This is a genomic window from Nocardia sp. NPDC050175, assembly GCF_044459885.1.
Classification (GTDB): Bacteria; Actinomycetota; Actinomycetes; order Mycobacteriales; family Mycobacteriaceae; genus Nocardia.
In genome coordinates this window covers 578,406-593,022 of the sequence record NZ_JBITJI010000003.1, presented here as the reverse complement: position 1 = coordinate 593,022, position 14,617 = coordinate 578,406, and the positions used below count along the sequence as shown (strand labels likewise).

Below are 14,617 nucleotides of genomic sequence, written 5' to 3'. Positions count from 1 at the left end.
AATCACCCTGGCATTCCAGGGCGGTACCCCCGCAGGGGTGACATACGTCCCCTTTGCCGGAATCCGCACCCGCCCGCGAGAATCCGCACCGACTCTCGGGAGCCGCACTCGGAATAGGGCCCTAAAGCCAGTGCAGGTCCCGAGACAGAGTGCGGCTGTGGCGCTCATCGGAACGGATGCGCGGGACAGCGGTCCGGCCGGGTGCCCCTGAGGGCAACCGGCCGGGTGACGACTTTGTCAGGCCTCGTCGAGCAGTTCGGCGGTGACGGCGGACTCGGTATCCGGGATGCCGAGTTCCTTGGCCCGCCGGTCCGCCATCGACAGCAGGCGCCGAATCCGGCCCGCCACAGCGTCTTTCGTCATCGGCGGGTCGGCCAGCTGGCCGAGTTCCTCCAGTGACGCCTGACGATGCTGCACGCGCAGCTTGCCCGCGGCGGCGAGATGGTCGGGCACGTCGTCGCTGAGGATCTCCAGCGCGCGCTCCACCCTGGCGGCCGCGGCGACCGCGGCCCTGGCCGAGCGGCGCAGGTTGGCGTCGTCGAAGTTGGCCAGCCGGTTCGCGGTGGCCCGCACCTCGCGGCGCAGCCTGCGCTCCTCCCAGACGATCCGGGTGCCGTGCGCACCCATTTTGGTGAGCAGCGCGCCGATCGCCTCGCCGTCGCGCACCACGACCCGATCGGTGCCGCGCACCTCCCGCGCCTTGGCGGTGATGCCCAGCCTGCGGGCCGCACCGACGAGCGCGAGCGCCGCCTCCGGACCCGGGCAGCTGACCTCCAGCGCGGAGGAGCGACCGGGCTCGGTGAGCGAGCCGTGCGCGAGAAACGCTCCGCGCCAAGCGGCTTCGGCGTCGGCGATGCTGCCGCCGACCACCTGGGCCGGCAGCCCGCGCACCGGACGACCGCGCACATCGAGCAGCCCGGTCTGCCGGGCCAGCGCCTCGCCCTCCTTGGACACCCGCACCACGTAGCGGGAGGTCTTACGCAGACCGCCCGCGCCGAGCACGTGCACGTCGGAGCCGTAGCCGTATAGCTCGAAGATCTCCCGGCGCAGCCTGCGTGCGATGGAACCCATGTCCACCTCGGCCTCGACGATCACCCGCCCACCGACGATGTGCAGGCCGCCCGCAAAGCGCAGCAGCGCGGACAGTTCCGCCTTGCGGGAACTGACTTGCGACACCGTGAGCCTGCTCAGCTCGTCTTTCACATCGGCTGTCATCGCCACGAGACGCGCTCCTTTCCACCCAACCCGGAACGCACATCCTGACCCATGTGCCGTCCCTCGACTCGAAGCCCTGCCATTTGCGGCCGAGGTTGCCGGATCAGTTGATCCAGTGCGGCGGCAAGCTTTCCGGGGTGATGCCGGTCCGTCCCCGCCTCGGCGACATCGGAGAAGGTTACCCGTGCGCGCAACTGTTCGGCGGCTCTCGCCACATGTTCTCTTTCGCGACCCTCGGGCACCGAGCCCGAATCGACCAAAACTTCGTCGACCACGAATTCCGGTGCGTGCTGGGACAATACATGCAGGTGCCGTTCGGCGGAGAAACCCGCCGTTTCGCCGGGCTCGGCGGCGAGGTTCAGCACGAGAACTTTTCTGGCTCGGGTGTACACCAGCGCCTCTCGTAGTTCGGGGACGAGCACATGGGGGATGACGCTGGTGAACCAGGATCCTGGTCCGAGAACGACCACGTCGGCGTGTTCGATGGCCGAGGTGGCTTCCTGACTGGCCGGCGGGTCGGACGGGATCAACCGCACCCGCCGCACCTTGCCGGGGGTGGTCGCGATGGCGACCTGACCGCGAATGCACCGGCTGACGCGCGGATCCGCTTCCAGCCCAGCCACATCCGCTTCGATATCGAGTGCGATAGGCGACATGGGCAGCACCCGTCCGGTGATGCGCAGCATCTTCGCGAGTTCGTCCAACGCGGCGACGGGGTCGCCGAGTACCTCGGCCAATCCGGCGAGGATGAGATTGCCGACCGAATGACCGGCGAGCGCGCCGGTGCCGCCGAAGCGATGCTGCACGGTCTGCGTCCAGATACCGTCGGACTCCTCGGCCAGCGCGGCCAGCGCCATCCGCAGGTCGCCGGGCGGTAGCACGCCTAGTTCGGCGCGTAGGCGACCGGACGAGCCGCCGTCGTCGGCGACGGTGACGACCGCGGTGATCTTCCCGGTCAGCCGCCGGATGGCGGTCAACGTCGCGTAGAGGCCGTGCCCACCGCCCAGCGCGACAATGCTGGGATCCGATTCCCAACCCGTCATGCCTGCGCCTCGCTGACGCTCGGCTCCGGCATGCCGGAAGGGCGGCGCTGCGACATGATTCGTTCGCTGCGCTCTCTCATTCTCGCCCCAGATCCCGATGCACGACCCGCACGACGTCGGCGGATCCGTCGGTGCCCTCGCTCATCAGTTCGCCGAGAGCCTCGGCGATCGCCACGCTGCGGTGCTTGCCTCCGGTGCAGCCCACTGCCACCGTCATGTATCGCTTCCCCTCTTGGCGGTAACCGTTCATGGTCAGGTCGACCAGGTGGTGGCAGGTACGCAGGTAATCGTCGGCGCCGGGGCGCGACAGCACGTACTCGCTCACCACTGATTCCTGACCAGTGTGTTCCCGCAATTCCGGTATCCAATGTGGATTAGGTAGAAAACGCACATCCAACACCATGTCGGCGTCCAGTGGAACCCCACGCTTGAAGCCGAAGGATTGCACGGTCAGCTGCAGCGCGCTGGGCGCGCCGCCGCCGAAGGCCTCCTCCAGCTTGCGGTGCAGCTGATGGATGGACAGTTCGGTGGTGTCGATGACCAGGTCCGCCGCGGTTTTCACGGCCGAGAGCCGGATCCGTTCCGCGGCGATGCCCGCCGAGAGTGTGCCATCTTTGCTCTCGCTCTGCAGCGGGTGCCTGCGGCGGGCGAAGCCGAAGCGCCGGATCAGCACGTCATCGGAGGCTTCGAGAAACAGCACCCTGGTCCCGATGCCGAGCTTGCGCAATTGATCGGTGACCACGGAGAGGTCGCCGGTGAAAAACCTGCTGCGCACGTCCATCACCAGGGCGAGGCTGCGGATCGGCGGCTCGGCGGACGCACCGAGTTCGACCATCCGGCCGATCAGCTCCGGCGGCAGGTTGTCCGCGACGTACCAACCGAGATCCTCCAGCACGCGGGCGGCGGTGCCGCGGCCCGCGCCGGATAGTCCGGTCACGATGACGACCTCGACCTGCGGGTTCGCCGCTGCGACAGCGCTCGAGGGGCTGGCCCGCCCCTCGGTCTGTCGCGGATTCCCCGCAGTGTTGTTCGATTCGACGCGTGTCATGTCCTACCGGATCCGTCTCTTGGTTACCTCTCGAATCATCCCGCACTGGCCCCGGTATCGGGCGCAGACATGCGCGATTACCTGCTGTGGTGCACGTAGACGCTGATTCCCTGGCTCGCTCGCTGACGCCTGCTCACAAACATGTGATGGAACGGTACCGAGGATATAGGTGGATGGCAGGGAAGCCGATGATTCCGATGTTTCTCAGCCCCCCTGCAATGCGGCGAGTACCGCTTTCGCGGTGGCCAGCCCGATGCCGGGGACCTCGGTGATCTGCTCCACCGTGGCCTCCTTCAGTTTGGCGACGGAACCGAAATGGGTGACCAGCGCGGTTCGGCGCGCCGCACCCAGCCCGGGCACCGAGTCCAGCGCGGACGCGGTCATCCGGCGGGAGCGTTTGCTGCGGTGGAAGGTGATCGCGAATCGGTGCGCCTCGTCGCGGACCCGTTGCAGCAGGAACAGGGCCTCGCTGTTGCGCGGCATGATCACCGGATCGCTCTCGCCGGGCACCCACACCTCCTCGAGGCGTTTGGCCAGGCCGATCACCGCGACATCGGTGATGCCGAGTTCGTCGAGCACCTCGGCGGCGGCCGCGACCTGGGGTGCGCCGCCGTCGACGACGTAGAGGTTGGGCGGGTAGGCGAACTTGCGCGGACGGCCGGTATCCGGGTCGATGCCGGGCCGGGAGAGGAGTTCCGTTGTGTCGTCGGCGTTTTCGGCCTCGAGGTCTTCGCTGGCCATCAGGTCGCGTTCCTTTTGCAGCTTGTAGAAGCGCCGCCTGGTCACCTCCCTGATGCTGCCGACGTCGTCGGAACGGCCGTCGCCCGCGGCCTCCTTGATGGTGTAGTGGCGGTACTCGGATTTGCGGGCCAGGCCGTCCTCGAACACCACCAGCGAGGCGACCACGTCGGTGCCCTGCACGTGACTGATGTCGACACATTCGATCCGCAGCGGGGCGCTGTCGAGTTCGAGTGCGTCTTGAATGGCTTGTAGCGCAGCCGATCTCGAGGTGAGATCGCCCGCGCGCTTGAGCTTGTGCTGCTGCAGCGCCTCCATCGCGTTGCGCTGCACGGTCTCGGCGAGGGCCTTCTTGTCGCCGCGCTGCGGCACCCGCAGGTGCACGGCCGAGCCGCGCAGGTTCGACAGCCACTCCTGGAGCTGGTCGGCGTCGGCGGGGAGTTCGGGGACCAGCACCTCGCGCGGCACCACGGTGGCGGGCTGCTCGGCCTCGCCGAGTTCGGCCACCGAGACCTGTTCGCCGTAGAACTGGGTGAGGAACTGCTCGACCAGCACCGCCAGCTCGCTGCCCGCCTCCGGTGCGTCGATGGCGTCGCCGGATTTGTCGACCACCCAGCCGCGCTGGCCGCGCACCCTGCCGTCGCGGACGTGGAAGATCTGCACCGCCGCCTCCAACTCGTCGGTGGCGAAGGCGATCACGTCGGCGTCGGTGCCGGTGCCGAGCACGACGGCCTGCTTCTCCAGCGCGCGGCGCAGCGCCTGCACGTCGTCGCGCAGGCGCGCGGCGTTCTCGAAGTCCAGGTCCTCGGCGGCCTCCTGCATGCGGCGCTCGAGCTGGCGCACCATGCGGTCGGTGCGGCCGGCCAGGAAGTCGCAGAAGTCCTCCACGATCTGGCGGTGCTCGGCGGCGCTGACCCGGCCGATGCACGGCGCCGAGCACTTGTCGATGTAGCCGAGCAGGCAGGGGCGGCCGATCTGGTTGTGCCGCTTGAACACTCCGTTGGAGCAGGTGCGCGCGGGGAACACGCGCAGCAGTAGATCGAGGGTTTCCCTGATCGCCCAGGCGTGTGCGTAGGGGCCGAAATAGCGCACGCCTTTCTTGCGCGCGCCGCGGTAGACGAACAGGCGCGGGAACTCCTCGTTCAACGTGACGGCGAGCACCGGATACGACTTGTCGTCGCGGTACCGCACGTTGAATCGCGGGTCGAATTCCTTGATCCAGTTGTATTCGAGCTGCAGCGCCTCCACCTCGGTGGAGACGACCGTCCACTCCACGCTCGCCGCCGTGGTGACCATCTGCCGGGTGCGCGGATGCAGCGACGCCACGTCGGCGAAGTACGAGTTCAGCCTGCTGCGCAGGCTTTTTGCCTTGCCGACGTAGATGACCTGCCGATGTGCGTCCCGAAACTTGTACACCCCGGGTTCGACGGGAATCGTGCCCGGCTTGGGCCGGTACGTCGCTGGATCTGCCACCCATCAAGCCTATCGAGGACGTCCGACAGGTCCGGCACAGCGCCGGGTTCCGCGTGCCGGTCCGAGCGGTCGCGCGATAAACCGCCGAAACTTACTGCGCGACATGAGCGTTTCCGTTGCGCGCGCGACTTCACGATTCGTCGATGTCGAACCATGCCTTGGCTTCGGCGCGGGTCAGTTGATAGACGACGGCTGTCGACGCACCGACCGAATAGAACATAGCCACGATCCACTGCTCGAACGGCACATCGATGGGATGGGTTCGCCAGCCGACCACAGCCTGCGCGACCGCCAAGATGATCGCCAGCACCCGCACGCCGCTCGCGCCGACGGTGAAACCCAACACGACCAGGGCGAGCAACCAGCTGAACAGGAACTGAATTGCCGCGCCACCTGCGGCTTCGCCCCCGAGCGTCAGGCCCATGAGCACCGCGTACGCGAGGCCGAATCCGGCCAGACCGAAGGCGGCTTCCTTGGCTTCCCGCGCGGGCTCGGGCATCGCGCTCAGGGCCCATAATCGCTCGGCGACGGCCAGATCATCGTCCGAAAACTCCGCGCCCACGGCGCTCCCCCACTTCCGATCCACACTCTCGGCCCGAGTCAACGGGCGCGCGGGCAGAACGGTAGATCACCGGGGAGAGCCGGACAACTCGGACGGAATTACCGTGACCCAAAAATGATCTGGCCGTGATCGGCCGGGTCCGGGTGATCGTTGCTAGTGCGAAAGTCCGTGACTGCGTAGGGCGTCGCGGAGCCCGGACGGACGTTCCTGGGTCGGCACCGCGTTCACCAGGGCGAATCGGCAACCGAGGGCGGTCGCGCCGCCGTCCGCCTCGGCGCTGTCGCCGATCATCAGGGCCGCCTCGGGTTCGACGCCGAGTTTGTCGAGGGTCGAGGCGAAGATGCGCGGATCGGGTTTCACCGCGCCGATCTCGAAGGAGAGGGCGAAGGCGTCGATGTAGCGGTCCCAGTTCCGGGTGGTGAAGGCGGGACGGATGTCGAAGGCGATGTTGCTGACCACGGCGACCTGAATGCCTTGGGCCGCAAGCAGACTGAGGACCTCGTCGACGTCTGGGTAGGGCGTCCAGGTCAGGGGATCGATCAGGCGCTCGTAAAGGATGGCCGCCTGGTCGTCGGTGGGGACACCGGACCTGCGCAGGACCTCCATATAGGCCTGCCGATGCAGCTTCGGATCCAGGTCGCGGTTGTCCCACGCGTACTGGCCGTCCGTGCCGAACTGGACGAGTTGCTCGACCGGCGCCGTCATTCTGCGCAGGATCTCGGTCTTCTCGTGCACGTCGAACGCCCGGCCGTCGGCGCCGACCATATGGTCCACCCACGAATCGTCGTCCTCGAGTCGAAACAAGGTCCCGGAATAGTCGAAGAGCACCGCCTCGATGGTCACGCGGCCAGCCTACCGATGGATCCGCGGTGCACGGGGTCGTCGCAGGCCACGGCCCTGCGGGTAGCGACGGACCGGCCGGTTCCGGACGACAAGTGGTGGCGCGCAATCGAGTTCATCCCGACAGGTGGGAAACCTCGGCACCCATTGGTGCGTCGAATTCTCTCGAGGTCGATCGACGGACCGCCTCGACAACTCCCCGGCGTTGATCGACGGACCGCCCTAGCGTTGGTACGACAAACCCTCCCGCAGTGTCGGTGGCGAGCGTTAGAGTCCCCCCATGAGGCGCTCGCGAGGAACGTGGACGGGTGTGGCGGCGGCGTTGCTGCTCGCCCTCGGGACGATCACGGCTTGTTCGTCCGACGAGGACAAGGCGGCCGGCGTCTGCGACACGGTGCCGAACGGGACGCCGGTGGCCGCGACGCCTGCCGGTACCACGGGCGGAAAGACGCCCGACATCAGCACGAATCCGGAGATCGCCACCGGGTATCGGTCGGGGATGACGCCGGTACACACGAAGACGTTCGCGGTGTCGACGGCGAACCCGGTCTCGACGAAGGCCGCGTGTGCGGTCCTGCGGGACGGCGGTACCGCCGCGGATGCGCTGATCGCCGCGCAGGCGGTGCTCGGATTGGTGGAACCGCAGGCCTCTGGCCTCGGCGGCGGCTCGTTCATGATGTATTACGACGCGGCCAGCAAAACCGTCGACGCCTACGACGGACGCGAGGTCGCGCCCGCCGCGGCGACCGAGAATTATCTGCGCTGGGTCGACGACGTCGACCGGAGCCAGCCGAAGCCGAACGCGCGGGCCAGCGGCCGATCCATCGGCGTACCCGGCGTTTTGCGGATGCTGGAGATGGCGCATCGCGATCACGGCAAGACCGGCTGGCGCGAACTGTTCGATCCCGCCATCCAGCTCGCCGATCACGGCTTCCCGATCAGCGCCCGCTTCGCCCAGCAGATCGCGGAGTCGGCCAAGGATCTCGCCCTCGACGACGCCGCGAAGGCCTACTTCCTGAATCCCGACGGCACCGCCAAGGCCGCCGACACCACGCTGACCAACCCCGCCATGGCGAAGACGTTGGGCGCCATCGCCTCCGACGGCGCGCAGGCCTTCTACACCGGTGCGATCGCGAAAGACATCGTCGACGCGGCCACCACCACCTCCGGCGGCCGCACCCCCAGCCTGATCACGACCGCCGACCTGGCGAACTACCAGGCGAAGAAGCGCACCGCGCTCTGCACCAGCTACCGCACCCACGAAATCTGCGGCATGCCGAGCCCGTCCTCCGGCGGCATCACCGTCGCCTCGACCCTCGGCATCCTGGAAAACTTCGACCTCGCCGCCCTGCCCCCGGACAACCTCGGCTCCGGTGCCGAAGCCCGCAACGGCGGCAAGCCGAAGGCCGACGCGGTGCACCTCATCTCGGAGGCCGAGCGCCTCGCCTACGCCGACCGCAACAAGTACGTGGCCGACACCGATTTCATTCCGCTGCCCGGCAATTCACCACAGACCCTGCTCAACAAGGACTACCTGAAGCAGCGCGCCGCCCTGATCGACCGCGGCCACAGCATGGGCACCGCGCAGCCCGGCGACTTCGGCCCCGTCCCGCTCGGCGTCGGCCCGCAGCCGCCGGAACACGGCACCAGCCACATCTCCGTGGTGGACAAGTACGGCAACGCCGCCGCGATGACCACCACCGTGGAATCCGCGTTCGGCTCATTCCACATCGTCGACGGCTTCGTGCTGAACAACCAGCTCACCGACTTCTCCGCCGACCCGGTCGGCACCGACGGCGTCCCCGTGGCCAACCGCGTCCAGCCCAACAAGCGCCCGCGCAGCTCGATGGCCCCCACTCTGGTCTTCGACAAGGCCGCCGACGGCACCCGCGGCGCCCTCAGCTACGTCACCGGCTCCCCCGGCGGCTCGGTGATCATCCAGTTCGTCGTGAAAACCTTGATCGGCATGCTCGATTGGGGCCTCGACCCCCAGCAAGCCGTCTCCTCCCTCTCCTTCGGCGCGGGCAACGGCCCGGAAACCGGCCTCGGCGGCGAACACCCGAGCATCATCACCGCCGACAACGGCAACAACGACCCCTTGGTCACCCGCCTCCGCGAACTAGGCCACAAGGTCTCGATAGCCCCGCAATCCAGCGGCCTGAGCGCACTCCTACACGACGGCCAAGGCTGGGTCGGCGGCGCCGACCCCCGCCGCGAGGGCGCGGTCCTCGGCGACGACCGCTGACCGCCGGGTCAGCGGGACAGGAGCATCGGGTAGACGACGGGGCCGTGGTCGATGGTCAGTTCGCCCTGCTGGACGAAGCCGAAGCGTTCGTAGAACGGCAGGGTCGCGCGGGAATTGCAGACCACGAAGCAGGGTTCGACGGAGCTGGCGAGGCGCTGTTCGAGCAAGGAGGAGGCGAAGCCCTGGCGTTGGGAATCCGGGCGGGTGCCGACTGCGGCCAAGTATAGGTGTGGCACGCCGGGACGGGCGTCTTCCATTTGGCGCGACGCCGCGAGCGCTCGCGGCAGGTGCCCCTTCAGCGCTCGTAACAGGCTGAACGGCTTGGCGATCGAGGAGACGATCCCGGCGGGTTCCCACAGCGCGACGCTGACGATGTTCCCGTCGTCGTCACACGCGGCGTCGACCATGCCGGTCTCGGCCCGCGACGCGATGCGCGAATCCCAGAAGCCCGGCAACGCGTGCTCCCGCATCGCCGGCCGCGGCCAGAGATAGGTCATCAGCGGATCCTCGGCGAAGGCCGCCGCAAGGACGAACGCACCGGTCTGCATAAGTGCAGGTTAACGGGCCACCCAGCGCATACCCCGGCATGAACCCCCGACACGCGACCCGTGTCGGAGTCCGCAGGTCACTCCTGGTCGGCGGTGTACTTCGCGCCGAGCTCGCGCAGCTTGTCCATTGCCTGGGCGGCGTGTTCTTTGTCGTTGGAGCGGATGGCAAGCATCGGGACGTAGTCGTCGTTGACGAGTTCCAGGCGGGCCCACGCTTTTTTGTCGGGGAAGGTGACGCCGCGAACGGTATCCCACGGGAAGTCGCTGTCGCCCAGGATGTTTCGGACCGAGACGCCGTTGGCGCCGACACGCACCCGGGGACGAGTGAGCAGCAGGACCGCAGCGGCGATGAGCAGACCGATGCCGATCATCGCGAGCTGATCGGCGACGCGGAAGTTGACGCCGGTGGAACCGGTCCGCAGCCAGATGCCACCGGCCAGGAACGCGATGGCGATCACGGCGGCGACTATCCGTGCGGTGCGCACCGCACGGCGCGGCCGAACCTCGAGTTCCCATTCGGGCAGATCACCTTGTCCCACAACAGGTTCGGCGTTCCTCCGGAAGATCCGTACGACCGGCATCAGATACCCGTCCCCTGCACGCGTTGCGGCAACGCACCGGCACATCGCCGCACAGCACCGCCCGGCATCAGGTGAGGGAACGGATCTTGCTCAGCCACGCCCACTGACAGGCTCTGCTCGGCCATGCTCACTATGCGGACTGCCGCAGCGAGCGCAGCGTGAGCGCGGCATCGAGCGCCGCAGCGCAGGCCTGCTCGCCCTTGTTCTCGGCGGAACCAGGAAGCCCGGCGCGATCCAGCGCCTGCTCTTCGTCGTTCGTGGTGAGCACCCCGTTCGCCACCGGCGTACCAGCGTCCAACGAAACCCGGGTGAGCCCGGCGGTCACCGCATCACAGACATACTCGAAATGCGGTGTGCCACCACGAATCACCACGCCGAGCGCGACCACCGCATCGTGCGAGCGAGCCAGCTCCTGCGCCACCACCGGCAGCTCCATCGCGCCCGCGCACCGCACCACCGTGACGTGCACGACGCCGGCGTCCTTGGCCACCTGCTCGGCGTTCGCCACCAGGGTGTCGCAGATCGTGGTGTGCCAGCGCGACGCGACGATGCCGAGTTTCAGGTCCTTGGCATCCGCGAGCGCGAAAGTCGGTACGCCGGTACCGCTCATCGATGTCTGCCTCTCCGTGAGTTAGCGGGCGCTCTCGCCCAGATCGATGTCGTCGAGCCCGATCAGGTCGTGGCCCATCCGGTCGCGCTTGGTCCGCAGGTACCGCAGGTTTTCGGCGTTGGCGCGCAACGGCATCGGCACCCGGTCGGTGATCTGCAGCCCGTATCCGTCCAATCCGACCCGCTTGGCCGGATTATTGGTGAGCAGCCGCATCGTGCGAATCCCGAGGTCGACCAGGATCTGCGCGCCGGTGCCGTAGTCGCGCGCGTCGGCGGGCAGCCCGAGCTCCAGGTTCGCGTCGACCGTGTCGTGGCCGGAGTCCTGCAGCTGGTAGGCCTGCAGCTTGTGCATCAGCCCGATGCCGCGGCCCTCGTGCCCGCGCATGTAGAGCACCACGCCACGGCCTTCCTCGGCCACCATTTCCAGCGCGGCGTCCAGTTGCGGACCGCAGTCGCAGCGCAGCGAGCCGAAGACATCGCCGGTGAGGCACTCCGAATGCACCCGCACCAGCACATCGTCGCCGTCGGCGATATCGCCGCGCACCAGCGCGACATGCTCGACCTCGTCGTAGATGCTCTGGTAACCGACGGCCATGAATTCGCCGTGCGCCGTGGGGATCCGCGCCTCGGCGACCCGGATGACGTGCTTCTCGTGCCTGCGCCGCCAGGCGATCATGTCGGCGATGGAGATCATCGCGAGGTTGTGTTCGTCGGCGAAGACGCGCAGTTCCTCGGTGCGGGCCATGTGGCCCTCGTCCTTCTGGCTGACGATCTCGCAGATCACGCCCGCCGGCCGCAGCCCGGCCATCCGGGACAGGTCGACCGCGGCCTCGGTGTGGCCGGGACGGCGCAGCACGCCGCCATCTTTCGCGCGCAGCGGCACCACGTGGCCGGGGCGGGTGAAGTCGTCGGCCTTGGCCTCGTCGGAGGCGAGCAGCCGCATGGTGGTGGCGCGGTCGGCACCGGAGATGCCGGTGGTGATGCCCTCGCGGGCGTCGACCGACACGGTGTAGGCGGTGCCGTGCTTGTCCTGGTTCATCGCGTACATCGGCGGCAGGCCGAGCCGGTCGCAATCGTCACCCGTCAGCGGCACGCAGATGTAACCGGAGGTGTAGCGAATCATGAAGGCCACCAGCTCCGGGGTGGCCTTCTCGGCCGCGAAGATGAGGTCGCCCTCGTTCTCGCGGTCCTCGTCGTCGACGACGACAACCGCCTTACCGGCGGCGATGTCGGCGACTGCGCGCTCGATGGTGTCGAACCTGGTCACGTCTGTTGTGCTCCATCTCGAAATAGGTCCGCCCCTACACTACGGCCTGACTCGCGGATGTTGACCGCCCGGCCGCTCACCCGCGCTGCTGCAATCGTTCGACGTACTTGGCGATGACGTCCACCTCGAGATTGACCGTGGTCCCGACGGTGGCGAAGCCGAGGTTGGTCATGGCGAGCGTGGTGGGGATGAGCGAGACCTCGAACCAGTCCCTGCTGTCGGCTTCGGCGGGCTCGTCGGCGACGCCGAGGCCGGAGACGGTGAGCGAGATGCCGTCGACGGTGATCGAGCCCTTCTCCACTACGTAGCGGGCGATCGCGTCGGGCAGCGAGATGCGCACGACCTCCCAGTTCTCCGAGGGCGTGCGCGAGAGCACGGTGCCGGTGCCGTCGACGTGGCCCTGTACGAGGTGTCCGCCGAGGCGACTGTTCAGCGCGGCGGCGCGTTCCAGGTTGACCTTCGATCCGGTGTCCAGCTTGCCGATGCTGGAGCGGTTCAGCGTCTCCTGCATGACGTCGACGGTGAACGAATCGCCGCCGATCACCTCGACGACGGTCAAACACACGCCGTTCACCGCGATCGAATCACCGTGCCCGGCATCGGAGGTCACCAGTCCACCCCGGATCGTCAGCCGGGCGGCGTCGGCCAGCCGCTCGGTGGCGACGATCTCGCCCAGTTCCTCGACGATGCCTGTGAACATGCCTGACTCCCTGTCGCGTCGTTGTCCCCGGTTGCGGAACAGCCCGGCCGCGACGGGTATTCCCGCCGGTCGGTGCCGCTGGACTCAGCTTAACGACGGCTCGTCGTAGCCGACAGTACGGTTCCGCGTCGGGGAAACCATCGGACCTCATCCCGGCAACCGCCGAGGGAATCAAACCGCCTGCCGGGCCACACCCGCCTGACCATACGGCCAATAACGAATTAATCCCGAATTAAGTTCGAGCATGCGGATATAACGCACAATTCATGTCGGAGATAATTGTTTGAACGCATTATTGATACCGCAAAGTTGCGTTTTGCAGACCTCTAGCAAACCCGCGAATCCTTGGCATACCCAGTTGCAACACACTTTTAACGTTTGCTTGCGCCGTGACAGAAATAGAAGCAATATTGTTATGTAGCTGATTCCTACCGTTCAACTTCCGATCCGAGCAGTTCGATGCGGAACCGTTCGACCTGGTGACGCTGGTGCAGACCCAGGAAGTTCGACCCAGGGATTGTCCACCACTCGAGGAAGTCAGATAACCACAGTGGGTCAAATCAAGTTCGACACAGTTGGGGGCGCGGAGTGACCACTCTTCTCGATTCGACGCTGGAAGTTCGCTGCGTACAGTACCGGCGCGAATTGCACCTGCCCGCTTCGATCGATCCCACCTCGCGTCGCATTCTGCTGCATATCGGCGCCCATTACGGTGCCATCACCATGCCCGCCGATCTCGGCGAGCGGGTGCGGCAACGGCTCGAACAGGCCGCCATCGCGGGACCGATCGTCGATCATCCCCGCGCCAAGCGCTGGACCTTCCTGACCGGTCCGTACCGTCCGGACACCCTGAGCGCCGCGGTCTCCGCCGAGCTGTTCCGGATGTACGCCACGGTCGCCTGCACCGGCAGCCAGGTCGTGCTGCCGTCGCCGGACGACGAGCACACCGGCTATCGCACCTGGATCCGCCCGCCCGAGTCGGCGACCACCCGGCCGCCGCTCAACACGGTGATCGAGGCGACCCGCGCCATCGGCACCCGCAAAGTCCGCGCGCTGTAAGCGATTTCGCGGATCAGACCGTTCGCAGCGCGGCGGCCTGCCTGCGCAGCTTCTCGACGGCAGCACCCGGATCGGCCGTGTTGTACACAGCAGACCCGGCGACGAAGCAGTCGATGCCCGCCGCCGCGGCGGCCTCGATCGTGTCGGTGTTGATGCCGCCGTCGATCTCGACCAACAGCCGCAGCTCACCCGCGTCGACCAGGTTGCGCACGATGCGCGCCTTCTCCAGCACCTCGGCGATGAACGACTGACCGCCGAAACCGGGCTCGACGCTCATCACCAGCAACGTGTCGAACGAACGCAGAATCTCCAGGTACGGCTCGATCGGTGTGTTCGGTTTCACCGAAAGACCGGCCTTGGCGCCCGCCGCGCGAATATCGCGGGCCACCGCCACCGGATCGTCGGTCGCCTCGGCATGGAAGGTCACATTGTGCGCGCCCGCCTCGGCGTACGGCGGCGCCCAGCGGCCCGGATCGTCGATCATCAGGTGGCAGTCGAGCGGGATATCGGTCGCCTTCAGCAGACTTTCCACCACCGGGAGCCCGAGCGTCAGGTTCGGCACGAAGTGCGCGTCCATCACATCGACGTGTAGCCAGTCGGCGCCGGCGACCGCTCGCGCCTCGTCCGCGAGGTGCGCGAAGTCGGCGGACAAGATGGAGGGGGCGATCATCGGGACAGCCGGACGCGCG

At 67.4% G+C, this 14,617-nt stretch carries 14 protein-coding genes; 2 read left to right on the top strand and 12 right to left on the bottom strand.

Annotation, left to right across the window (positions count from 1 at the left end):
• Positions 1 to 237: 237 nt before the first annotated feature.
• From whiA to ACIBK2_RS13680, 6 genes are all read right to left on the bottom strand, one after another.
• A complete protein-coding gene (gene whiA, locus ACIBK2_RS13705; RefSeq protein WP_396966915.1) occupies positions 238 to 1,221 on the bottom strand; it encodes a DNA-binding protein WhiA in 984 nt (327 codons plus the stop codon).
• Entirely contained in the window at positions 1,212 to 2,258 is a 1,047-nt protein-coding gene (gene yvcK, locus ACIBK2_RS13700; protein WP_396966913.1) for a uridine diphosphate-N-acetylglucosamine-binding protein YvcK, read from the bottom strand. Before yvcK ends, whiA begins: the two co-directional genes overlap by 10 nt.
• A 76-nt stretch (positions 2,259 to 2,334) precedes the next feature.
• Entirely contained in the window at positions 2,335 to 3,306 is a 972-nt protein-coding gene (gene rapZ / locus ACIBK2_RS13695; RefSeq protein WP_396966911.1) for an RNase adapter RapZ, read from the bottom strand.
• A gap of 204 nt (positions 3,307 to 3,510) precedes the next feature.
• On the bottom strand, positions 3,511 to 5,517 hold the full coding sequence (gene uvrC, locus ACIBK2_RS13690) for an excinuclease ABC subunit UvrC (protein WP_379291970.1): 2,007 nt from the start codon (positions 5,515 to 5,517) through the stop codon (positions 3,511 to 3,513).
• 130 nt (positions 5,518 to 5,647) lie between these two features.
• The gene (locus ACIBK2_RS13685; protein WP_396966909.1) at positions 5,648 to 6,079 is read right to left on the bottom strand and encodes a hypothetical protein; all 432 of its coding nucleotides are present in this window, start codon (positions 6,077 to 6,079) and stop codon (positions 5,648 to 5,650) included.
• Positions 6,080 to 6,232: 153 nt separating this feature from the next.
• Positions 6,233 to 6,922, bottom strand: a complete 690-nt coding sequence (locus ACIBK2_RS13680; RefSeq protein ID WP_396966907.1) for an HAD family hydrolase — start codon at positions 6,920 to 6,922, stop codon at positions 6,233 to 6,235.
• 277 nt (positions 6,923 to 7,199) lie between these two features.
• Here ACIBK2_RS13680 and ACIBK2_RS13675 point away from each other — a divergent pair, with 277 nt between their 5' ends.
• Entirely contained in the window at positions 7,200 to 9,164 is a 1,965-nt protein-coding gene (locus tag ACIBK2_RS13675; protein WP_396966905.1) for a gamma-glutamyltransferase family protein, read from the top strand.
• A gap of 8 nt (positions 9,165 to 9,172) precedes the next feature.
• Here ACIBK2_RS13675 and ACIBK2_RS13670 read toward each other — a convergent pair whose 3' ends face one another.
• The 5 genes from ACIBK2_RS13670 to ACIBK2_RS13650 all read right to left on the bottom strand — a co-directional run bounded on the left by ACIBK2_RS13670 (position 9,173) and on the right by ACIBK2_RS13650 (position 12,869).
• On the bottom strand, positions 9,173 to 9,712 hold the full coding sequence (locus ACIBK2_RS13670; RefSeq protein WP_396966903.1) for a GNAT family N-acetyltransferase: 540 nt from the start codon (positions 9,710 to 9,712) through the stop codon (positions 9,173 to 9,175).
• 77 nt (positions 9,713 to 9,789) lie between these two features.
• A complete protein-coding gene (locus ACIBK2_RS13665) occupies positions 9,790 to 10,293 on the bottom strand; it encodes a PH domain-containing protein (RefSeq protein ID WP_396966901.1) in 504 nt (167 codons plus the stop codon).
• 130 nt (positions 10,294 to 10,423) lie between these two features.
• Positions 10,424 to 10,903, bottom strand: coding sequence for a 6,7-dimethyl-8-ribityllumazine synthase (gene ribH / locus ACIBK2_RS13660; RefSeq protein ID WP_357392017.1), 480 nt, complete (start codon positions 10,901 to 10,903; stop codon positions 10,424 to 10,426).
• Between the two features lie 21 nt (positions 10,904 to 10,924).
• Entirely contained in the window at positions 10,925 to 12,169 is a 1,245-nt protein-coding gene (locus tag ACIBK2_RS13655; RefSeq protein WP_396966899.1) for a bifunctional 3,4-dihydroxy-2-butanone-4-phosphate synthase/GTP cyclohydrolase II, read from the bottom strand.
• 76 nt (positions 12,170 to 12,245) lie between these two features.
• The gene (locus ACIBK2_RS13650) at positions 12,246 to 12,869 is read right to left on the bottom strand and encodes a riboflavin synthase (protein WP_396966897.1); all 624 of its coding nucleotides are present in this window, start codon (positions 12,867 to 12,869) and stop codon (positions 12,246 to 12,248) included.
• 588 nt (positions 12,870 to 13,457) lie between these two features.
• Here ACIBK2_RS13650 and ACIBK2_RS13645 point away from each other — a divergent pair.
• Positions 13,458 to 13,928 carry a hypothetical protein gene (locus tag ACIBK2_RS13645; protein ID WP_396966896.1) on the top strand — a complete coding sequence of 157 codons (471 nt, stop codon included), beginning with the start codon at positions 13,458 to 13,460 and terminating at the stop codon, positions 13,926 to 13,928.
• A gap of 13 nt (positions 13,929 to 13,941) precedes the next feature.
• Here ACIBK2_RS13645 and rpe read toward each other — a convergent pair whose 3' ends face one another.
• Positions 13,942 to 14,598, bottom strand: coding sequence for a ribulose-phosphate 3-epimerase (gene rpe / locus ACIBK2_RS13640; RefSeq protein ID WP_396967232.1), 657 nt, complete (start codon positions 14,596 to 14,598; stop codon positions 13,942 to 13,944).
• Positions 14,599 to 14,617: the final 19 nt, after the last annotated feature.